The 19,604-nt window shown below is 70.0% G+C and carries 19 protein-coding genes; 16 read left to right on the top strand and 3 right to left on the bottom strand.

Annotated features, from left to right (window positions below; translation table 11 throughout):
* Positions 1–1,080, bottom strand: a complete 1,080-nt coding sequence (locus AC0Z9V_RS08675; protein WP_485141242.1) for an NAD-dependent epimerase/dehydratase family protein — start codon at positions 1,078–1,080, stop codon at positions 1–3.
* A gap of 148 nt (positions 1,081–1,228) precedes the next feature.
* On the opposite strand from AC0Z9V_RS08675, the gene AC0Z9V_RS08670 reads away from it, so the two are divergent.
* From AC0Z9V_RS08670 to AC0Z9V_RS08640, 7 genes are all read left to right on the top strand, one after another.
* On the top strand, positions 1,229–2,320 hold the full coding sequence (locus AC0Z9V_RS08670; protein WP_133081347.1) for a YihY/virulence factor BrkB family protein: 1,092 nt from the start codon (positions 1,229–1,231) through the stop codon (positions 2,318–2,320).
* 80 nt (positions 2,321–2,400) lie between these two features.
* A complete protein-coding gene (locus AC0Z9V_RS08665; protein WP_485141241.1) occupies positions 2,401–3,411 on the top strand; it encodes a glutathione S-transferase family protein in 1,011 nt (336 codons plus the stop codon).
* Between the two features lie 134 nt (positions 3,412–3,545).
* Complete coding sequence (locus AC0Z9V_RS08660; protein ID WP_485141240.1) at positions 3,546–4,610, top strand: FecCD family ABC transporter permease; 1,065 nt, start codon at positions 3,546–3,548, stop codon at positions 4,608–4,610.
* 107 nt (positions 4,611–4,717) lie between these two features.
* A complete protein-coding gene (locus AC0Z9V_RS08655) occupies positions 4,718–5,683 on the top strand; it encodes a FecCD family ABC transporter permease (protein ID WP_244186302.1) in 966 nt (321 codons plus the stop codon).
* 2 nt (positions 5,684–5,685) lie between these two features.
* Entirely contained in the window at positions 5,686–6,609 is a 924-nt protein-coding gene (locus tag AC0Z9V_RS08650) for an ATP-binding cassette domain-containing protein (protein ID WP_133081344.1), read from the top strand.
* Positions 6,606–7,658, top strand: a complete 1,053-nt coding sequence (locus AC0Z9V_RS08645) for a siderophore-interacting protein (RefSeq protein WP_485141239.1) — start codon at positions 6,606–6,608, stop codon at positions 7,656–7,658. The genes AC0Z9V_RS08650 and AC0Z9V_RS08645 overlap by 4 nt, the downstream gene beginning before the upstream one ends.
* A gap of 391 nt (positions 7,659–8,049) precedes the next feature.
* The gene (locus tag AC0Z9V_RS08640; protein ID WP_485141238.1) at positions 8,050–9,117 is read left to right on the top strand and encodes a M23 family metallopeptidase; all 1,068 of its coding nucleotides are present in this window, start codon (positions 8,050–8,052) and stop codon (positions 9,115–9,117) included.
* Positions 9,118–9,207: 90 nt separating this feature from the next.
* Here AC0Z9V_RS08640 and AC0Z9V_RS08635 read toward each other — a convergent pair whose 3' ends face one another.
* Complete coding sequence (locus AC0Z9V_RS08635; protein WP_485141237.1) at positions 9,208–10,212, bottom strand: diacylglycerol/lipid kinase family protein; 1,005 nt, start codon at positions 10,210–10,212, stop codon at positions 9,208–9,210.
* An 81-nt stretch (positions 10,213–10,293) separates the two neighbouring features.
* Here AC0Z9V_RS08635 and AC0Z9V_RS08630 point away from each other — a divergent pair, with 81 nt between their 5' ends.
* Positions 10,294–11,076, top strand: coding sequence for an SGNH/GDSL hydrolase family protein (locus AC0Z9V_RS08630; protein WP_133081343.1), 783 nt, complete (start codon positions 10,294–10,296; stop codon positions 11,074–11,076).
* Between the two features lie 101 nt (positions 11,077–11,177).
* Here the strand turns inward: AC0Z9V_RS08630 and AC0Z9V_RS08625 are convergent, their stop codons facing one another.
* The gene (locus AC0Z9V_RS08625) at positions 11,178–11,816 is read right to left on the bottom strand and encodes a DUF3060 domain-containing protein (RefSeq protein WP_208739393.1); all 639 of its coding nucleotides are present in this window, start codon (positions 11,814–11,816) and stop codon (positions 11,178–11,180) included.
* A 228-nt stretch (positions 11,817–12,044) separates the two neighbouring features.
* Between AC0Z9V_RS08625 and AC0Z9V_RS08620 the strand changes: the two genes are divergently transcribed.
* The 8 genes from AC0Z9V_RS08620 (at position 12,045) to AC0Z9V_RS08585 (ending at position 19,563) form a co-directional block, all read left to right on the top strand.
* On the top strand, positions 12,045–12,611 hold the full coding sequence (locus tag AC0Z9V_RS08620; protein ID WP_133081341.1) for a MarR family winged helix-turn-helix transcriptional regulator: 567 nt from the start codon (positions 12,045–12,047) through the stop codon (positions 12,609–12,611).
* 22 nt (positions 12,612–12,633) lie between these two features.
* On the top strand, positions 12,634–13,776 hold the full coding sequence (locus AC0Z9V_RS08615) for a glucose-1-phosphate adenylyltransferase family protein (protein WP_485141236.1): 1,143 nt from the start codon (positions 12,634–12,636) through the stop codon (positions 13,774–13,776).
* A 304-nt stretch (positions 13,777–14,080) separates the two neighbouring features.
* The gene (gene rpmB / locus AC0Z9V_RS08610; RefSeq protein WP_043441573.1) at positions 14,081–14,317 is read left to right on the top strand and encodes a 50S ribosomal protein L28; all 237 of its coding nucleotides are present in this window, start codon (positions 14,081–14,083) and stop codon (positions 14,315–14,317) included.
* Positions 14,317–14,484 carry a 50S ribosomal protein L33 gene (gene rpmG, locus AC0Z9V_RS08605; protein WP_019481734.1) on the top strand — a complete coding sequence of 56 codons (168 nt, stop codon included), beginning with the start codon at positions 14,317–14,319 and terminating at the stop codon, positions 14,482–14,484. Before rpmB ends, rpmG begins: the two co-directional genes overlap by 1 nt.
* A 3-nt stretch (positions 14,485–14,487) precedes the next feature.
* Positions 14,488–14,793, top strand: coding sequence for a 30S ribosomal protein S14 (gene rpsN / locus AC0Z9V_RS08600; protein WP_133081339.1), 306 nt, complete (start codon positions 14,488–14,490; stop codon positions 14,791–14,793).
* A gap of 266 nt (positions 14,794–15,059) precedes the next feature.
* Positions 15,060–15,338, top strand: a complete 279-nt coding sequence (locus AC0Z9V_RS08595) for an HU family DNA-binding protein (protein WP_087074140.1) — start codon at positions 15,060–15,062, stop codon at positions 15,336–15,338.
* Positions 15,339–15,445: 107 nt separating this feature from the next.
* Entirely contained in the window at positions 15,446–17,578 is a 2,133-nt protein-coding gene (locus AC0Z9V_RS08590; RefSeq protein WP_485141235.1) for a bifunctional copper resistance protein CopD/cytochrome c oxidase assembly protein, read from the top strand.
* The gene (locus AC0Z9V_RS08585) at positions 17,575–19,563 is read left to right on the top strand and encodes an NHL domain-containing thioredoxin family protein (RefSeq protein WP_485141234.1); all 1,989 of its coding nucleotides are present in this window, start codon (positions 17,575–17,577) and stop codon (positions 19,561–19,563) included. Before AC0Z9V_RS08590 ends, AC0Z9V_RS08585 begins: the two co-directional genes overlap by 4 nt.
* The last annotated feature ends 41 nt before the right edge of the window (positions 19,564–19,604 follow it).

The following is a 19,604-nucleotide window of genomic DNA, read 5'->3' as shown; positions in this document are numbered from 1 at the left end:
TCAGTTCTTCGACCTCGGGTACAGCTTGGGAGATCCTGCGTGCCCGTCGCCGTGGCGCATCCCCGCCAGCACCTCGGCCATCGCGTCGCGGGACGAGTGGCGCGGTTCCCAGCCCAGTTCGCTCCTCGCCCGGGCCGTGTCCATGACCGGGCTCTGCGCCGCCAGATCGATCCACCCCGGATCGGTGCGCTGGATGCGGAGCCACCAGCTCGCGCCGACGATCCAGCGCAGCACGCGCACCGGGAATCCGATCACGCGACGCGCCTCGAGCAGGTCGGCGAGGCGCGCGGGGGTGAGTTCGGGCTCCGCGGCGATGTTGAACGCGCCGGAAGCGCGTCGCGCCAGCACCCGCCAGTACGCGTCGGCGACGTCCTCCGCGTGCACGGCCTGGAAGATGAAGGCTGCCGGGACGGGCAGCACGGGAAGCGAAACGCCCAGGAGGACCTTCGGGACGAGCGGGCCGAGGAAATAGCGGCCCACCTCGCTGCCCGCTCCGCTCTGGAAGATCAGGGCCGGCCGGAGGCGGGCCACCGCGATCTCCGGGTAGGCCTGCTCGAACGCATCCAGCAGGCGTTCCTGCTCGGCCTTCTGGCGGCTGTACTGGGAGGACCGGACGCCGTCGGTCGGCCATGCCTCGCCCCTGCGGGTGTCCTTGCCGGCACGCGAGTAGGCCGCGACGGAGGACGCGCAGACGAACTGCCGCACACCGGCGGTGGCGGCTGCGTGGAGGGCGTTGGCCGTCCCGGTGACGTTGGTCCGTCGCATGGCGGGTTCGTCGTGATTCGGCTGGATGGCCCAAGCGAGGTGCACGACGGCGTCCACTCCCGCGAGCGCGAGCACCAGGGCCTCCCTGCCCTCGTCGGTCCCGATGTCGATCGCATGCCAGTCGACGCCGTCGTAGGGGGCCTGCGTCGTGTCCGGGATGGTGCGGGCGATCCCGGTGATGGTGATGCCGCCCGTGTCCCCCGAGGTGTCGTAGCCGGACCGCTCGATGGCCTCGCGGTCCCGCGCTGCCCGGTGCAGGCGGGAGAGGACCGCGGTGCCCACGTTCCCGGTGGCACCGATGACTGCTATGCGCATGGTTCTACTCCTTGGCCTGCTGGTTGTGGGGACGGGGGAGGGCGCTGATCCGAACTGGACTACTAAGCAAGCTTATGGTGCAGTTGAAGGAGACGTACAGCCGCAAGGGCGCACGACGCCCTTTCCAGGGCCATAGCGGGAGGTATCCGTGAGCAGTAACAGCAAGGTCGGCAGTGAGCCGAAGAGTGACGCCTCGCAGAAGGCGCAAACCGCGCCCGATCCGAACGATCCCCGGAAGCCGGATGATCCGAAGGATGTCGGGAAGCCCGCCTGGAAGTACGTGTTCAAGCGGTCGCTCAACGAGTTCGGCAAGGACCAGTGCACCGATCTGGCCGCGGCGCTGACCTACTACGCGGTCCTCGCGATCTTCCCCGGGATCCTCGCCCTGCTGTCCCTCCTCGGGCTGTTCGGACAGGCCCAGAACACCACCAATCAGGTCCTGGAGATCGTCGGCCAGTTCGCGCCGCCGGACACCCTGGAGACCATCAGGCCCACGATCGAGGACCTCGCCTCCAACCAGGCGGCCGGGCTGACCTTCGTGATCGGCCTCCTCGGCGCCATCTGGTCGGCATCGGGCTATGTGAACGCCTTCTCCCGGGCGATGAACCGCGTCTACGAGGTCGAGGAGGGCCGGGGCTTCTTCAAGCTGCGCCCGCAGATGCTCCTCGTCACCGTCGTCGTCCTCGTCCTGATCGTCGTCATGGGCCTCATGCTCGTGCTCTCCGGGCCCGTCGCCGAGGCCGTCGGGAACACGATCGGACTCGGTGGCACCGCACTGACCATCTGGAACATCGCCAAGTGGCCCGTCGTCGTGTTCTTCGCGGTCCTCATGATCGCCGTCCTCTACTACGGCTCGCCGAACGTCAAGCAGCCCAAGTTCCGGTGGATGAGTCTCGGCGGGTTCATCGCCCTGATCGTCCTCGCCATCACCACCGCGGCGTTCTCCCTCTACGTGGCCAACTTCGGCAGCTACGACAAGACCTACGGCGCCATCGCCGGCGTGATCGTCCTGCTCCTCTGGATCTGGCTGGCGAACCTCTCGCTCCTGTTCGGTGTCGAGTTCGACGCCGAGATGGAACGCGGCAGGGAACTGCAGGGCGGCATCGAGGCGGAGGACGGCATCCAGCTGCCGCCCCGTGATACCAAGGCTGCCGACAAGAAGCGCGAGAAGTACCGCAAGCTCGTCAACGAGGGTCGCGAGCTCCGCGAGAAGTACGAGCGGGAGTCGGCCCGCCGGTAGGCCGACCGCACCCTGCACCAGGAGGCCCGGACGTGTCAACGGCCGGGCCTTCTGCATGTCCGCGGTCCTAGACTGGCTGCATGACCGATACCCAGCAGGCCGACACGTCAGGGCACAGCACCAAGGGGTCCTACGTGACCGACGGCCAGGAGTTCACGCGGGACACGCAGTACATCGAGACGCGGATCACGCGGGACGGTGCGGACGGCTATCCCGTCGAGTCCGGGCGCTACCGCCTGATCGCGGCCCGCGCCTGCCCGTGGGCCAACCGCACCATCATCGTGCGCCGCCTCCTCGGGCTGGAGGACGCGATCTCCCTCGGCACCCCGGGCCCCACCCACGACAGCCGGTCCTGGACCTTCGACCTCGATCCCGGCGGCCGTGACCCGGTCCTCGGTATCGAGCGGCTGCAGGAAGCCTTCTTCAAGCGCGATCCGGACTACGCGCGCGGCATCACGGTTCCGGCGATCGTGGACACGACCACCGGCGCGGTCGTGACCAACAACTTCCCCCAGATCACCCTGGACTTCTCCGGCGAATGGACGGAATTCCACCGCGAGGGTGCTCCGGACCTGTATCCGGAGGCGCTCCGGGAGGAGATCGACACCGTCAACAAGCGGGTCTTCACGGAGGTCAACAACGGCGTCTACCGCTGCGGCTTCGCGGGATCGCAGGAGGCCTACGACGCCGCCTACGACCGGCTGTTCACGGCTCTGGACTGGCTCGAGGAACGGCTCACCACCCAGCGGTTCCTCGTGGGGGACACCATCACGGAGGCCGACGTCCGCCTGTTCACCACGCTCGTCCGGTTCGACCCGGTCTACCACGGCCACTTCAAGTGCAACCGGAACAAGCTGACCGAGATGCCCGCGCTGTGGGGCTACGCCCGCGATCTGTTCCAGACGCCGGGCTTCGGCGACACGATCGACTTCGAGCAGATCAAGCAGCACTACTACATCGTGCACGAGGACATCAACCCCACCGGGATCGTCCCCAAAGGTCCCGACCTCGCGGGATGGACCACGGACCACGGACGCGCATCCCTGGGTGGACGGCCCTTCGGCGACGGCACCCCGCCGACCCCCGAGTAGTGGGGGTGGACGCAGGCGGGGCCGCCTGCGTCCGCCGCAGCGGCCGTCCCAATTAGCGAACAAACTCGTTTCTTAATCGTCAGCAGCATAGGCTAGCCTTACTTCAGACTCATCGACCGTCTGAGGGGAGCACCATGGCAGTCCAGGCCGCCGCCTCGCGCCCCTCGACCGGCGATCGGCCCCTGTCGGCCCGGCGGCGGTCCTCGGTTCCCCGCACCGCCGCGCAGCTGGTCCTCACCGCGCTGGTCCTCCTCGCCTTCTGCGTCGCCTCCCTCACCATCGGGGCCCGCTCGGTCGGTCCCGGCACCATGATCGACGCCGTCCTGGCCTTCGATCCCGCCGACGGCGACCACGCGGTCGTGCTCTCCCGTGTCCCGCGCACCGTCATCGGCCTGCTCGTCGGAGCGGCCCTGGCAACGGCCGGGGCAGCCCTGCAGGGGATCGCGCGGAATCCGCTGGCCGATCCGGGGATCCTCGGCATCAATGCCGGAGCGTCACTGGCCGTCGTCGTCGGGATCCATCTCTTCGACCTCACCACCGCCTCCGGGTACATCTGGTGCGCCTTCGCCGGTGCGGGCGCCGCAGCCCTCGCGGTCTACGCCGTCGCCAGCCTCGGACGGGAGGGCGCGACGCCGGTCAAGCTCGCGCTCGCCAGCGCGGCACTGGCCGCCGGCCTCGCCAGCCTCACGAATGCGGTCCTCGTCTCCAGCCAGGAGACTCTCGACGCCTTCCGCTTCTGGCAGGTCGGCACGCTGTCCGGCCGGGGCTGGGACGTGATCGGCACGATCGCCCCGTTCCTGCTGGTGGGCCTCGTGATGACGCTGGCCACGGGCAAGGTCCTCAACGGCCTCGCGCTGGGCGACGACGTGGCGCGCGGACTCGGGCAGAACGTGAACCTCGCGCGGGGCATCACGGCGCTGGGCGTCGTGATCCTGTGCGGGGCCGCCACCGCCGCCGCCGGCCCCATCGCCTTCGTGGGCCTCGTGATCCCTCACGTCGTACGCCTCGTCGTCGGGGCCGACTACCGCTGGATCCTCCCGTTCTCCGCTCTCCTCGGCCCGGTCCTGCTGCTCGGCGCCGACATCATCGGCCGGGTTATCCTGCCGCCCGGAGAAGTGCAGGTGGGCATCATGACCGCGGTCGTCGGCGCCCCCTTCTTCATCTGGCTCGTGCGCCGCCGCAGGATGGCCCACCTGTGAGCACGACGCTCGACTCCTCGCAGGTCCCCCCGCGGCCTGCCCCGGCACCCCCGGCCGCAGGGCTGGCCCTCGTCCGTGCCCGTCGCCGGCGCAGCAGCGGGCTCCGCCTGGCCGCGGTCGGGGCGGTCGTCGTCGTCCTGTTCGCCGCGAACGTCCTGCTCGGTTCCTACACGGTGACCATCCCCGACGTCTTCCGGATCCTCGGGGGTGCCGACATCCCGGGTGCCAGCTTCATCGTGATGGAGAACAAGCTTCCCCGCTCGGTGATCGGGGTCCTGGTCGGTGTGTGCTTCGGACTCGCCGGAGCCGTGTTCCAGACCATGCTCAGGAACCCCCTCGCGAGCCCCGACATCATCGGGATCAGTTACGGAGCGAGTGCCTCGGCGGTCACGGCGATCGTCCTCTTCGGCGCCGCCGGCGCCGCCGTGTCCCTCTCCGCGCTGGTCGGCGCGATGGTCGTCGCCGCGGCGATCTATCTGATCTCGCGCCGGGGGGGAGTAGCGGGCTACCGCCTCATCCTCGTCGGCATCGGCTTCGCGGCCGTCCTGCACGCGCTGGTCAACTTCCTGATCACCCGCACCGACCTCCGGACGGCATCGGAAGCACTGCTGTGGCTCAACGGCTCGCTCAACTCGAGCAACTGGGACCGTGCGGCCGTCCTGGTCGCCGCCCTCGTGGTCCTGCTGCCGGCCGCGGCGGTCCTCTCGCGCAGCCTGCAGGGCCTCGTCCTGGGCGACGACGCCGCAGCAGGCCTCGGGCTCCGGGTCGAGGCCTCACGGCTGGGACTCATGTCCACCGCCGTCGCCCTCGCGGCCGTGGCCACCGCGGCCGCAGGGCCCGTCGCGTCCGTGGCCTTCCTGTCCGGACCGATCGCGCGCAGGCTGCTCGGGAACCGGCCCTCGCTGGTCATGGCGGCCCTGGTGGGGGCAGGAATCGTCCTCGGGGCCGATTTCATCGCCGCGAACCTCATCCCCGGGGCGTCACTGCCCGTCGGCGTCGTGACCGGCGCGCTCGGTGCCCCGTTCCTGCTGTGGCTGCTGGCCACGGCGAACCGATCAGGCCAGGGAGGCTGAGCATGGCTGCACGTCAGGAACCCACGTCGGGGGACACCCTGTCCGCCGAAGGGCTGACCCTCGCCTACGACCAGCGCACCGTGGTCGACGGGCTCTCCCTCACGCTCCCGGCCGGGCGGGTGACGGTGATCGTCGGGGCCAACGCCTGCGGCAAGTCCACCCTGCTGCGCGGACTCGCCCGTCTCCTCAAGCCGATCGAGGGCGCGGTCGTGCTCAACGGGTCGGACATCTCCGCCCAGTCCACGAAGGCCGTCGCCCGAGTCCTCGGACTACTGCCCCAGACCCCTGTGGCACCGGACGGTATCAGCGTCGCCGACCTCGTGGGGCGCGGCCGCTACCCGCACCAGGGCTGGTTCCGCCAGTGGACCCCCGAGGACGACGAGGCGGTGGCGGACGCGCTGGAGGCCACCGACACGCTGGCCCTCGCCGACCGCAACGTGGATGAGCTCAGCGGTGGGCAGCGACAGCGTGTGTGGATCGCGATGGCCCTCGCGCAACAGACGGGCATCCTGCTGCTCGACGAGCCCACCACCTTCCTCGACGTGACGCACCAGGTGGAGGTGCTGGACCTCATCACGGACCTGAACCGGCGGTCCGGCACCACCGTCGTCATGGTGCTGCACGACCTGAACCTCGCCGCACGCTATGCGGACCACCTCATCGCGATGCGGGACGGACGGATCGTGGCAGCCGGGCCCCCCGCCGCCGTCGTCACCCAGGAGACCGTCTCGGGCGTCTTCGACCTGGAGTGCCGGATCATCGAGGACCCGGTCTCCGGCACGCCGATGGTGATCCCGGTGGGCAGGCACCACAGCCCTCCGGCACCCGCCCGTCCCCAGACTCCCCCCGCCGGCCGGCAGCAGGCCACGGGGTACCGACCCAACCCGCAGGACGCCGTTCCCGCCCCCGTGGAGGCAGCATCATGACCCAAGTGACCCATCGGAACGCACTGCGGACCGTCGCCGACACCGAGCCCATGGTGCTCGCGTTCGACGTCGTCGTCACCGCCGTGCAGGACCTCGGTGCCACCTTCCGCCGCATCACGTTCGGTGGGGCATGCCTCGAGGCGTTCGGGGTGGCGGGGGACACCCTCGACCTCCGGATCAAGATCGTCATCCCCTCGAAGGGCCGTGACTGCCCGGACATCGCAGGCATGATGAAGCGCGGGGACTCGGCGAACTGGTACCAGCTGTGGCTGGGCCTGGAGGCGGAGGAGCGTGGTTCCATGCGCACCTACACGGTGCGGAACGTGCGCTGCGGCGGTCCGCGCCCGGAGATCGACGTCGACTTCGTGATGCACCTCGACGACGACGGCCGGGGCGGCCCGGCCTCGGAGTGGGCTTCGGCGGCCCGGCCCGGTGACCGGGTCTGCATCATCGGGCCCAATTCCTCGGCGGCGCAGTGCGCGACGGCGGGTGCCTACGGCGGCATCGAGTGGAGCCCGGGCCTCGCCCAGCACGTCCTCCTCGCCGGTGACGAGACGGCGGTGCCCGCCATCAGCGCGATCCTCGAGGCCCTGCCCGAGGACATCAGCGGGTCCGCCTTCCTCGAAGTGCCGGACCTGCAGGACGTCCAGGCCATCTCCACGAAGTCCTCCGTGGCCATCACCTGGCTGGCGCGTGGGGACCGGCCGCATGGCGAGCAGCTGGAGGCCGCAGTCCGGGACGCCGTCCGGGTGCCGGGTTGGGTGTCGCTCGCCGGTCCCGCCGGTGCGCGGGGAGGAAACGAGCCCGAGGAGGTCGACATCGACCGGACGATCCTGTGGGAGACGCCGCAGCGGATGGAGGCGGCCATCGTGCAGTCGACCGTCGGTTCCGGGCGCCCTGCCGGCACCCAGCCCTTCTACGCGTGGATCGCAGGGGAAGCCGCCGTCGTCCGTGGCCTGCGGCGGTACCTCGTGCGCGACGTCGGGGTGGACCGGAAGCAGGTCGCTTTCATGGGGTACTGGCGCAAGGGCCGCGCAGAGCTCGCCTGAGGTGCCGGCCAAGCCGGAAGGCGCAGGTTCTTCAGCGTCTTCGCGCAGGAACCCGGTGACGGAACGCAGTATGACACGGATGATCCACAGGCAGGATAACGGAATTGTAACTTCGGATCCCGTGGCCTAGGGTTTGAGCAGTCAAAGCTGGTTCCACGGAATCCAGGTCCGCACGCCCGACCCTGTCAGCGGACCGCCTGAACACTGTGTGACAGGGGTGGAGGATCCACGTCCGACGCGGCTCGAGCCGCCTGGAGGTGAAGCTCTTCCGCACTGCTCCTCTGTACGGTCCCGTCTGCGGCTCCTCCGCGATCCGGACCGCGTGGAGGTCGAGCCGACTCCTGCTCGAATCCGGCAGCCGACTTCGCGGGCGTCCGAGAGAGGTAAGCAGTTGACCCAGACGGTTACGTCCGGGCGCCGCCGCGCGTCCGACGATCGAGCGCAGCAGCACCCGGTTTCCCACCGCCCCGCTCATCCCGGCCCGCCCAGCCGCCGCTCGCTCCGGGTCCCGGTCGCCGGTGAGGCCCTTCCGCCCGTCCCGTCCGTCGCTGCACCCGCCCTTCCGACGACCGCACCCGCTGCCCCGGAGCCCACGACCCGACGCGGGCTCCGCGAGCAGCAGGCAGCCGCCCGGGACGCTGCAGCAGTCCTGCCGACACGGCGCAGTGCCCGCCGTTCCGTGCCCGTCGCGCATGCGGATCTGCATCCGGAGTTGAGGGAGGACCTGCATCCGGACCTGCGCTCGGGCCCGCGGCGCTCGCTCCGCCCGCACGCACCTCGGCCGGCGTCGTTCTCCCGGCTGCGCGACAACGCCGCGACGGCAGGGATCGTGCTCGCCTCGGCAGGGCTGGTCATGGGGGCAGTGGCGCCGTCGGCTGCCACCGCCCCGACCGCCGCAACCCCCGGCACGGCCCTCGCCTCGGGTGTCGCACCGGCCGTCACGGCGCCCGCCGGGGCGTCGGTGACCTTCCGGCTCGAGAGCGCCGGACAGGCCGCGGAGGGCATCGCGCCGAGTATCGCCAGTGCACGGGCCCTCTCCGCGTCCCTGACTCCCGCAGCCCAGGAGCGCAAGGCGTTCGGCGTCCCCGTGGACAGCCCTGTCGTCGCTTCCCCCTTCGGATATCGCGTCAACCCCCTGGGCGGATACGGACCCGAACTGCACACCGGCCTCGATTACGCGAGCGGGTGCGGGACCCCGGTCATGGCCGCCGATGCCGGCACCGTCGTCGACTCCGGCGAGCATGCCTATGGCGGCGGCCTGCGCATCGTGATCGACCACGGTGACGGCCTGAAGACCACCTACAACCACCTGAGCGTGCTCGAGGTGCCCGCCGGCACGACCGTGGCGCGCGGCGACCTCCTCGGAGCCGTCGGCACCACGGGGAACTCCACCGGGTGCCACCTCCACTTCGAGGTCCTGGTCAATGACGAGAAGGTCGACCCGCAACCCTGGCTGTGACCGACGGCCGACCTCCAGCGTCTGCAGACGGACAGGCGGACGGGCCGCCGGACGGGTAGACAGGCCGATGGACCGGGCCTGCCCGCAACCCTAGGGCAGCGGATCGCTGACGATCGCGGGATCCTTGTAGCCCAGGGGCATCCGGAGGCGGAGCGAATTGGGCTTCATCTCGAAGGCCATGTGCGTCGCCTTCCCGAGGGGGTCGCCGTCGAGCTGCACCTCGAGGGGCTCGCGCAGCGTGACCTCGGCGGTCCGGCACTGGAAGTACTCGAGCGAGGGGTCCTTGCTCCTGCCCTTCCCACGCGCGAAGAGCTTGCCCGCGACCGCCAGCCAGCCCAGCTTGCCCTTCGGCGCCACGGTCATGAGGTCCATCAGCCCGTCGTCGATCTTGGCGCCGGGGAAGATCTCCAGGCCCCCCATGATCTTCCCGCAGTTGCCGCCCATCACGCTGCGCAGGCGGCGCTCGAAGGGCCTGCCACCGTCCACGGAGATGGTGGTCCGCGCCGGCCGGCCCGGGAGGTTCCTGATCCCGGCGTCCACGTAGGCGAGCCAGCCCACCTTGTCCTTCAGGTCGTCCCTGGTGTCGGACATGATCGCGGCGTCGTAGCCGATGCCCGCCATGACCAGGAACACGTGGGCGTCCTGCGCACGATCCACGGTCACGTGCACGACGTCGATGGACCGCTCGGTCCCCCGGAACGCGGCCTCGACGGCGGCATCCGGACCGTCGACGGCGATGTCGAGGTTGCGGGCCAGGAGGTTGCCCGTGCCCAGCGGAACGAGGGCCATCATGGTCCCGCTGCCGGCGAGCTCCTCGGCGACGCACCGGACGGTACCGTCGCCACCGGCCGCGATCACGAGGTCCACCCCGGCCTCGAGGGCCTCGCGGGCCTGCCCGTGCCCGGGGTCGTCCGCCGTGGTCTCGATCACGAGGGGCGCGTCCCAGCCGTCCTCGGCGGAGATGCGCTCCACCGCTCCCTGCACGTCGGACGTGGTGGCCTTGATGGGATTGATGATGAGCGCGGCGCGACGGCGACCCGATCCGGCATCCGCAGCCACGTCGGTGGTCGCTTCGATTGTTGCGTCGGTGGGCATGATGTCCTTCGTGCGGGAGTCAACGGGCGGGTCCGTCGAGCTTATCCCGACGGACCCGGGTGCCGAGGGTAATCTTTGACGGTGAACTTCTCCCAGCGGTACGTGGCACTCGGCGACTCCTTCACCGAAGGGGTGGGTGACTGGGATCCGGCGTCGCCCAACGGCGTCCGTGGCTGGGCGGACCGCGTCGCGGAGCAGCTCGTCCTCGCCGACAGGTCCTGGGGGTACGCGAACCTCGCCATCCGCGGCAAGAAGATGCGCCAGATCCTCGACGAGCAGATCGACGGCGCCCTGGCTCTCGAGCCGACGCTCGTCACCCTCTATGCGGGCGCCAATGACATCCTGCGGCCACGGGTCGACATCGACCGGCTCATGGGCCACTACGACGAAGGGATCGGCCGGCTTCGCGAGGCCGGTGCGGCCGTCGTGCTGTTCACCGGATTCGATGCCTCGGGGTCCGCTGTCTTCGGCACGACCCGGGGACGCACCGCCGTCTACAACGAGTGGGTGCGTGAGATCGCCGACACGCGGGGCGCGACGGTCGTCGACTACTGGCGCCTGCGCGAGTTCCAGGACTGGAGCTACTGGGACGTCGACCGCATGCACATGTCCACCGCAGGGCACACCCTCATGGCCGCCCGGGTGCTGGAGGCCATGGAGGCCTCGCACGCCATCGACCTGCCGGAACTGGAGGCACGTCCCGTCCTCCGGCGCGTGGAGCAGTTGAAGGCCGACGCGCAGTGGGCGCGGGAATACCTGACGCCCTGGGTGGGCAGGCGGTTGCGCGGAGTCTCCTCGGGCGACGATCTCGCACCGAAGTATCCGGTGCCGGTCCACCCGCACTGGGCGTCCGTTCCCGCCTGACGGTCCGCGCTCCGGCCGGGCCGTCGCAGGTGCGCGGCCGTCGGAGCGCGGCAGATGGATGATCCACACCGCCTGGCTGGTCCGTACCGCCGTCGCGGCGTCTAGCGGGCGGCGACGGAGTTGCTGCCCTCGGTGTCGACCGCGGGGTCGCCGGTGCTGTAGGTGACGGTGTTGTCCTCACCGTCGACGTCGATGTCCCGGGTGTCGTCGACCGTGACGACGTTCGTCCGACCGTCGACGTCGACGTCGGGCACGCTCGTCAGGGTGGCCGTGTTGCCGTCCCCCTCGACGTCGAGGGCCTCGGCGGATTCGCCGGTGATGGTGTTGTCGTCGCCGTCGATGTCGATGTCCTCGCATCCGCCGGTGATGTCGATCGTGGTGCCATCGGTTTCGATGTCGATGTCGCCGCCGCCGCTGCAGCTGATGCTGACGGTGGTACCGGGTGTCCCGATCGTGCGCTCGTCACCCCGGCTGAGGCTGACCGGCGCGTCCGTCGCGGATTCCGTCGCCGTCGATGCCGACGGGGCGCCGGAGCTCGCGGGGCTGCCGGACCCGGTCGGGGCGGCAGTGGACGGGCTCCCCGTACCCTCGGGTGTCACCGGAGCCGGCTCGTCCGCACTGGCCGTTCCGGTGGGCGCGTTGGCCGGCGGCTGCGTGGTGCCGTCGGTGCACCCGGTGAGCAGGGCGAGGGCCAGTGCAGCGCCGAGGGCGATGGACACGGCACGAGAGTCTCGGGGCATCGGGTTCTCCTCCAGGGTGTGGCCGGTGGGCCGCCGACCGGTACGGTAAGCCTACTGTCCATCTCCGTCCCGGACCAGAGCAGCGCAAGGTGCCCGGACCGGGGAGGGACCGGAGCCGCAGTGCAGGGAGGATCGTCGAGAATGGCACTCGGCGCCGTCCCCCGCAACTGTCGGGTGGCTCCCCGCCCCCGCCCGGTACCCGCCGGAGCGGTATGCCAGAATGAGCGGATGGCGGCGCACTGGCTCACACCCGACGAGCGGCGGGCATGGCTGGCCCTCTATGCGCTGACGTCGCTGCTCCCCGCGACGCTCGACGCCCACCTGTTCCGGGAGGCCCGGATCACCCTGTTCGACTACCACGTCCTCGCGATGCTCTCCGAGTCGGAGGGGCGGAGCCTGCCGATGAGTGAGCTCGCCGCCCGCTCGACGGCGTCGCTCTCGCGGCTCAGCCACGTGGTCAAGAAGCTCGAGGGACGCGGGTGGGTGGCCCGGCTGCCGTCCGACTCCGACGGCCGCGTCACCACCGCGTCCCTGACTCCCGCAGGACTCGAGATGCTGGCCGGTCTCGCGGTGGCCCATGTCGCACAGGTCCGCTCCACGGTCTTCGACGCGCTGGACGCCCGGGACGTCGCCGACCTCGAGCGGGTGGGCCGGAAGATCCTCCGGGGCATGGACGGCGCGCACTGGATCCTGTCCGACGGTGAGCCGGCTGTCGAGGCCGCGCTCGCCGGGGACCCGACCGCCGGCGCGGGAGCTGCGCCCGGGCACCACGAAGCACACAGCACCGGGCAGTGACCCGGCGCGGACAGGACGGCAGATGGACCAGCAGGCACAGTTCCGGCGTCAGCCCCGCATCCTCGCGATCGTGCTGGCAGGAGGGGCGGGTGGGCGCCTCGGTGCCCTCACCGACCACCGCGCGAAACCGGCCATGCCGCTCGGCGGCAGCTTCCGCCTGATCGACGTCTCCCTGTCGAACCTCCACCACAGCGGGATCTCCGACGTGTGGATCATGGAGCAGTACCAGCCCAAGACCATCAACGACCACCTCCGCAACGGACGGCCGTGGGATCTCGACCGCACGCGCGGCGGGCTGCTCGTGCTGCCCCCGTTCAGCGGCCACGAGGGTGAGGGGTTCGCCGAGGGCAACGCCGACGGCCTGCTCCGCCAGGCGTCCTTCATCCGGGACTTCGCGCCGGACCTGGTCCTCGTGCTCAGCTCCGACCACCTGTACCGGCTCGACTACCGCGACGTCGTCGACACCCACCTCCGGACGGGAGCCGCACTGACGATGGTCACCGTCGACTTCGACGGCGACGCCTCCCACCACGGGGTCGTGACCGTGGGCGACGGCGGCAGGGTGACCGGCTTCGCCTACAAACCCGAGGAGCCGCAGTCGGACATCGTCACGGCCGAGGTCTTCCTGTACACGGCCGGAACCCTGCTGGAGTCGCTGGAGCACCTGCAGGACAGCCACGACGGCCTCGGCGACTACGGCCACCTTCTGGTGCCCCACCTCGTGGAGCAGGGGTCCGTCGTCGAGCACAGGCTCGACGGATACTGGCGCGACCTCGGGACGCCCGCCAACTACCTGCGCGCCCACCTCGATCTGGTGGACGGCAAGGGGCTGGAGCTCGCGGACCCGGAATGGCCCCTCCTCACGGAACCGCCGCAGCTGGTCCCGGCGTTCATCGGCGAGGGCGCCGTCGTCAGCAACTCGCTCGTGGCGCCCGGCGCCACCGTGCACGGGACGGTCCGCCGGAGCGTGATCGGTTCGGGGGCGACGGTCGAAGCAGGCGCCGTGGTCGAGGACTCCGTCCTGCTGAACCGGGTCCGACTGCGCAGCGGCACCCACGTCCGGTACGCGATCGTCGATTCGGATGCGGACCTCTCCGGCGACTACGCCGGGACCGCTCCCAAGGATCCCGCCGTCGTCGACCGGACCGGGCAGCTCGGCGACTGACCCGTTTTGGCCAGGCCTGATCCTGCCGGTAGTATGGTAGGGCGTTTGGCTGTGGCTGACGCCGACCCGTCCACGGACGGGGCGGAGTCCGTCCGGCTACCCGCGACTACCTGGAATGTAGGGCTGCGCCGGCCGAGAGGCCGTGCCGCCCGATCTTCACCGTCTTCCCCGCGGCGAGGCGCTTCGGCAGGTTCTCACCCTGCCAGGCCAACCTCCGGAAAGCTGCAGTAATAACGGTGTCATTACTGGTGGCGGGACGCCCCACAAGTGATTCCGTCACGTTCATCTAATCTGGAGGAGAGTTATGGCAGCCCACTGCCAAGTGACCGGAGCCGAGCCCGGCTTTGGACACAGCATTTCGCACTCGCACCGCCGCAACAAGCGCCGGTTCGACCCCAACATTCAGAAGAAGCGCTACTACGTGCCTTCCCTGCGCCGCAACGTGACGCTGCAGGTCTCCGCCCGCGGCATCAAGACGATCGACGTCCGCGGCATCGACGCTGTCGTCGCGTCGATCCTCGCGAGGGGAGTGAAGCTCTAATGGCAAAGGACAAGGACGTACGTCCGATCATCAAGCTGAAGTCCACCGCAGGGACGGGCTACACCTACGTGACGCGCAAGAACCGTCGTAACGATCCTGACCGCATGGTCCTGATGAAGTACGACCCCAAGATCCGCAAGCACGTCGAATTCCGAGAGGAGCGCTAAACCATGGCCAAGAAGTCAAAGATTGCTCGCAACGAGCAGCGCAAGGTCATCGTCGAGCGCTACGCGGCCAAGCGCCTCGAGCTCAAGAAGACCCTCGTCGACGAGAACGCCACCGACGAAGCACGCGAAGCGGCACGCCTCGGCCTGCAGAAGCTTCCCCGCAACGCCTCGCCGGTGCGCCTGCGCAACCGCGACCAGATCGACGGGCGCCCCCGTGGCACCCTCCAGAAGTTCGGCATCTCACGTGTCCGCTTCCGCGACATGGCTCACAAGGGCGAACTGCCCGGCGTGACCAAGTCGAGCTGGTAGCAGCGCCCGGGGCGTCCTGCCCCGACAGCATCATCCACCGCCCCGCGCGGTGACCCGGGAAGCCGGCGACCTCCGGGTCGCCGGCTTTTCCTTTCTCCCGGAAGCGGTCCCGCCGGGCCCGAAAGAGGGCCGAAAAGGCTGTGTTTAAGCCGAAAAGCCGCGAAAACACGCGGGGCGGGGCGCCCGAGCTGATAGGTTTTCGGACAGAGGCTCTTCGAATACCGTGAAGAGCTCGTTCAGAAGAGTGACGTCCAGGAGGACCCAAAATGGCTAAAAACCGTAGTGAACTTGTTGCCGAGGTAGCAGCGAAGGCTGACACCAGCCAGGCGTCGGTGAACAGCGTTCTTGACGCGCTGTTCGATGTCTTCGCCGAGTCCATCGCCAAGGACGAGAAGATCACCATCCCCGGATGGCTCGCCGTCGAGCGCACCAGCCGTGCAGCACGCACCGGACGCAACCCCCAGACCGGTGAGACCATCCAGATCGCCGCGGGCCACAGCGTCAAGCTGACCGCAGGCTCGAAGCTCAAGGCTTCCGCCAAGTAGTCCACGTACTGGAGGGCCGCTGCCACGACGGCAGCGGCCCTCCGTCGTTTAACGGCACTCGGACGGAGGATTGGCCCTATTTCTACTGCGGGTAGAGAATGGTGTATATGACGACGACCGGTAGGCAACCGCGCGAGAAGTCCGCCAGCGCCCCCGTGGAGCGTGCGCTCGGAGCCGGTTGGCTGACCCTCGCGGGTGTCGTCGTCCTCGCGGCACTCGTCGTCGCCCTGTTCTACTCGGGAGCGGCCGCTGCCCGGCAGCTCGGCGACCCCGGCGCCCTGACGCGCTGGGGACTGCCCGTCGCCAAGGTGCTGAACAACACCGCAGCCGCGGGCACCATCGGCGCCCTCGTCTTCGCGGTCATCATGCTGCCGCGCACGGTCGGCGCCAACGGCCGCAGACCGACGGCCGACGCGGCCGAGCATCCTGCCTTCGCCCGCGTTCTGCTCCTGGCCTCCGTCTCCGCCGTCGCCTGGACGCTCGGCGCGCTGGGCGTCATGGTCTTCACCTACTCCGATGCCGCAGGCCTGCCGCTCAGCACCGACCCCGCGTACACGCAGGGGCTCGCGGCGTTCCTCACCGACTTCTCCACCGGCCGCGCCTGGCTGGTCACCTCCATCGTCTCGGCCGTGCTGGCCACGATCCTGTTCGGGGTCCGCTCGCAGACCGGACTGGCACTCACCCTGGTGTTCGCACTCCTGAATCTGCTGCCCATGGCGCTGATCGGCCACTCGGCCAGCGGCGACGACCACAACGCGGCGGTGAACTCGATCGCCCTGCACCTCGTCGGTGTCTGCCTGTGGGTGGGTGGCATCATCTCCCTCGCCGTCGTCAGCGGGAAGCTGGGGGACCAGGCGCTCCCGGTCCTCAGGCGCTTCTCCGCCCTGGCCGGCTTCGCGTTCGTCCTCGTGGTGGGCTCGGGCGTCGTGAACGCCGGCCTCCGCATCACCGACCTCGCCCAGCTCAGTTCCCAGTGGGGACTGCTGGTCACGTTCAAGACGATCGCCACGCTGCTCCTCGGCGGCATCGGCTGGATGCACCGGCAATGGATCATCCCGCAGCTCGGGGATCCTGCGGCCACCACCGGGTCGAAGCTCTCCGCGCGCCGTGTGCTGTGGCAGCTGATCGCCGTCGAGCTGGTCCTCATGGGAGCGGTATCCGGTGTGGCCGGGGCACTCGGACGCACGGCCCCGCCCCGTGCGGAGGAACTGCCCACCGAGGCGGGCCCGGCCCGCGTCCTGACCGGCTACGACCTCCCGCCCGAGCCCACCGCCGCCCGCTGGCTCACCGAGTGGCGGCCGGACTGGCTGTGGATCACCGTCGCGCTGACCTTCGGGGTCGCCTACGTCCTCGGCATGGTGAAACTCCATCGCCGCGGGGACTCCTGGTCCGTGCCCAGGCTCCTCAGCTGGCTCGTGGGCCTGGCCCTGCTGACCTACTTCACGTCCGGCGCGCCGGCGATCTACGGGATGGTGCTCTTCAGCGCCCACATGATCGACCACATGGCACTCACCATGGTGGTGCCGCTGTTCCTGGTGCTGGGCGCGCCCGTGACCCTTGCGCTCAAGGCACTGGGGGCACGCCGCGACGGCACGCGGGGGCTGCGGGAGTGGATCCTGGTGATCGTGCACTCCTGGCCGTCGAGGATCATCACGCACCCCCTCGTCGCCGCGGGCAACTTCGTGGCCTCGATCATCGTCTTCTACTACTCGCCGCTCTTCGGCTTCGCCCTCCGCGAGCACGTGGGCCACGAGCTGATGATCACGCATTTCCTCCTCACCGGCTACGTCTTCGTGCTCTCGATGATCGGTTCCGATCCCGTTCCGCTGCGCGCCCCGTACCCGATGCGGATCCTGCTGCTCTTCGCGACCATGGCCTTCCACGCCTTCTTCGGCGTCACGCTCATGGGCTCGACGTCGCTGCTCGAGGCCTCCTGGTTCGGCAACATGGGCCGCGACTGGGGTGCGTCCGCCCTCGCGGACCAGCAGGTGGGCGGCGCCGTGACCTGGGGTGTGGGGGAACTGCCCACGCTCCTGCTCGCGATCGGCGTGGCCATCATGTGGTCCCGCTCGGACGCGCGCGAGACGAAGCGCAAGGACCGCGCGGCGGACAGGAATAACGACGCCGATCTCACGGCTTACAACAACATGTTCGCCGACCTCGCCGCGCGCGACGTCGGACCCCGTCCGGGCTCCCAGGGCGCGACGCGGGTGACCACCACAGCAGGAGACGATGAATGACCGAGACCACCGTCCGCGCCCGAGTGAACTACCGCGTGCGCGGCTCAGCCCTGACCGGCCGTAACTGGCTCAACACCGGCGGTAGGCAGCTGCAGCTCGAGGATCTCCGCGGGAAGATCGTGATCCTCGACTTCTGGACGTTCTGCTGCATCAACTGCCTGCACGTCCTCGACGAACTGCGTCCCCTCGAGGAGCAGTACTCGGACGTCCTCGTCACCGTGGGCGTGCACTCGCCGAAGTTCGAGCACGAGGCCGACCCGGTGGCTCTCGCCGCCGCCGTCGAGCGGTACGACATCCACCACCCCGTCCTCGACGACCCCGAGCTCACCACCTGGCAGGCCTACACGGCGCGGGCCTGGCCCACGCTCGTGGTGATCGATCCCGAGGGGTACATCGTGGCGCACCTCTCCGGCGAGGGCCACGCCGCAGGGCTCACCTCGCTCGTCGAGGAGCTCGTCGCCGAGCACGAGGCCAAGGGGACCCTGCACCGCGGGGACGGCCCGTACGTCCCGGCCGAGAGCACCGCGGGCGACCTGAAGTTTCCCGGCAAGCTCCTCGCGCTGCCCGCCACCGGCACCTTCCTCGCCGGTGACACCGGGCACCACCGGCTCGTGGAACTCGAAGCGGACCTCGTCACCGTGCGGCGCACCATCGGCTCGGGCACCAAGGGCTTCCGTGACGGCGGAGCGGACGAGGCCGAGTTCAACGAGCCCCAGGGCGTCGCGCTGCTGCCGGCGGAACTGGCCGCCGAGGTCGGGTACGACGTCGTCGTCGCCGACTCCGTGAACCACCGCCTGCGCGGCGTGGACCTCGCCACGGGGGAGGTGCGCACCCTCGCGGGCAACGGGATGCAGCGACTGCTCGACGCCGGCAACCACACCAAGACCGGGCCGCAGGCGAACTCCCACGAGATCGGTGCCCCCAGCGAGACGCCCCGGCTCACCGAGACGCAGCTCGGCACCGATGCCCTGAATCTCTCGCTGTCCTCGCCGTGGGACGTGCTGTACTCGTCGGTCCTGGACCGCGTGGTCATCGCCATGGCCGGTACCCACCAGATCTTCAGCTACGACCCCCGCACGCACGCCGTCGAGGTCCTGGCCGGCACCGGCCTCGAGGGACTGCTCGACGGCGACGCCTCGGCCGCCTGGTTCGCCCAGTCCTCCGGCCTCGCCGAGGACGCCAACGGCACCATCTGGATCGCCGACTCGGAGACCTCCTCGGTACGCCTCCTGTCCTTCGTCGAAGTGAACGGACGCCGCGGGGTCCAGGTCCAGACCGCCGTGGGGACCGGACTGTTCGACTTCGGCTTCCGCGACGGCGACGCCGAGCAGGCACGCCTGCAGCATCCGCTGGGCGTCACGGCACTGCCGGACGGATCGATCGCCATCGCGGACACCTACAACGGCGCGGTCCGCCGGTACGATCCGGTCACGCGCCAAGTGTCCACGCTGCTGCGCGGCCTCGCCGAGCCGTCCGACGTCCTGGTCGACATGACGCCGGTGGCCGACGGCGGGGACCCCCTGCTGATCGTCGTGGAGACCAACCGGCACCAGCTCGTCCGGGTGCCGCTGCCCAAGGAGGCGCTGGCCGTCGACGAGGGAGCGTCACAGACACAGCGCCCGAAGACGCCGATGGCGGCCGGCCCCGTGGCCCTCACGGTGCGCTTCACCGCCCCCACGGGCCAGAAGCTCGACGACCGCTGGGGCGATCCCACGCAGCTCAAGATCAGCGCCTCGCCGGAGTCGCTCCTCGTCTCGGGCGGCGGCACGTCCACCGGACTGACGCGCGAGCTCGTCCTCTCACCGGACGCGGGCGACGGCGTCCTGCACATCACGGCACGCGCGGCGTCCTGCGACGGCGAGCCGGGCGGCGAGATCCCCGACCACGCGGCGTGCCATCTCTACCAGCAGGACTGGGGCATCCCGGTCTCGGTGACGGCCGACGGCGACACGGTCCTGACGCTGGATCTGCGCGGACTCGACTGACCTGCCGGTCCGGGTCGCATCGAAGGGCACCGGCCGCGGCC

Source organism: Arthrobacter sp. UYP4 (genome assembly GCF_057291175.1).
Note: the sequence above shows the minus strand (reverse complement) of the source record. Positions and strands in the feature narration are given on the sequence as shown.

Coding starts and splice junctions, on each gene's coding strand:
- AC0Z9V_RS08625 (WP_208739393.1), bottom strand. CDS start 11,816: ATGCCCCGAGACTCTCGTGCCGTGTCCATCGCCCTCGGCGCTGCACTG.
- AC0Z9V_RS08590 (WP_485141235.1), top strand. CDS start 15,446: ATGACGACGACCGGTAGGCAACCGCGCGAGAAGTCCGCCAGCGCCCCC.
- AC0Z9V_RS08660 (WP_485141240.1), top strand. CDS start 3,546: ATGGCAGTCCAGGCCGCCGCCTCGCGCCCCTCGACCGGCGATCGGCCC.
- AC0Z9V_RS08595 (WP_087074140.1), top strand. CDS start 15,060: ATGGCTAAAAACCGTAGTGAACTTGTTGCCGAGGTAGCAGCGAAGGCT.
- AC0Z9V_RS08650 (WP_133081344.1), top strand. CDS start 5,686: ATGGCTGCACGTCAGGAACCCACGTCGGGGGACACCCTGTCCGCCGAA.
- rpmG (WP_019481734.1), top strand. CDS start 14,317: ATGGCAAAGGACAAGGACGTACGTCCGATCATCAAGCTGAAGTCCACC.
- AC0Z9V_RS08615 (WP_485141236.1), top strand. CDS start 12,634: ATGGACCAGCAGGCACAGTTCCGGCGTCAGCCCCGCATCCTCGCGATC.
- AC0Z9V_RS08675 (WP_485141242.1), bottom strand. CDS start 1,080: ATGCGCATAGCAGTCATCGGTGCCACCGGGAACGTGGGCACCGCGGTC.
- AC0Z9V_RS08665 (WP_485141241.1), top strand. CDS start 2,401: ATGACCGATACCCAGCAGGCCGACACGTCAGGGCACAGCACCAAGGGG.
- rpsN (WP_133081339.1), top strand. CDS start 14,488: ATGGCCAAGAAGTCAAAGATTGCTCGCAACGAGCAGCGCAAGGTCATC.
- AC0Z9V_RS08620 (WP_133081341.1), top strand. CDS start 12,045: ATGGCGGCGCACTGGCTCACACCCGACGAGCGGCGGGCATGGCTGGCC.
- rpmB (WP_043441573.1), top strand. CDS start 14,081: ATGGCAGCCCACTGCCAAGTGACCGGAGCCGAGCCCGGCTTTGGACAC.
- AC0Z9V_RS08585 (WP_485141234.1), top strand. CDS start 17,575: ATGACCGAGACCACCGTCCGCGCCCGAGTGAACTACCGCGTGCGCGGC.
- AC0Z9V_RS08645 (WP_485141239.1), top strand. CDS start 6,606: ATGACCCAAGTGACCCATCGGAACGCACTGCGGACCGTCGCCGACACC.
- AC0Z9V_RS08635 (WP_485141237.1), bottom strand. CDS start 10,212: ATGCCCACCGACGCAACAATCGAAGCGACCACCGACGTGGCTGCGGAT.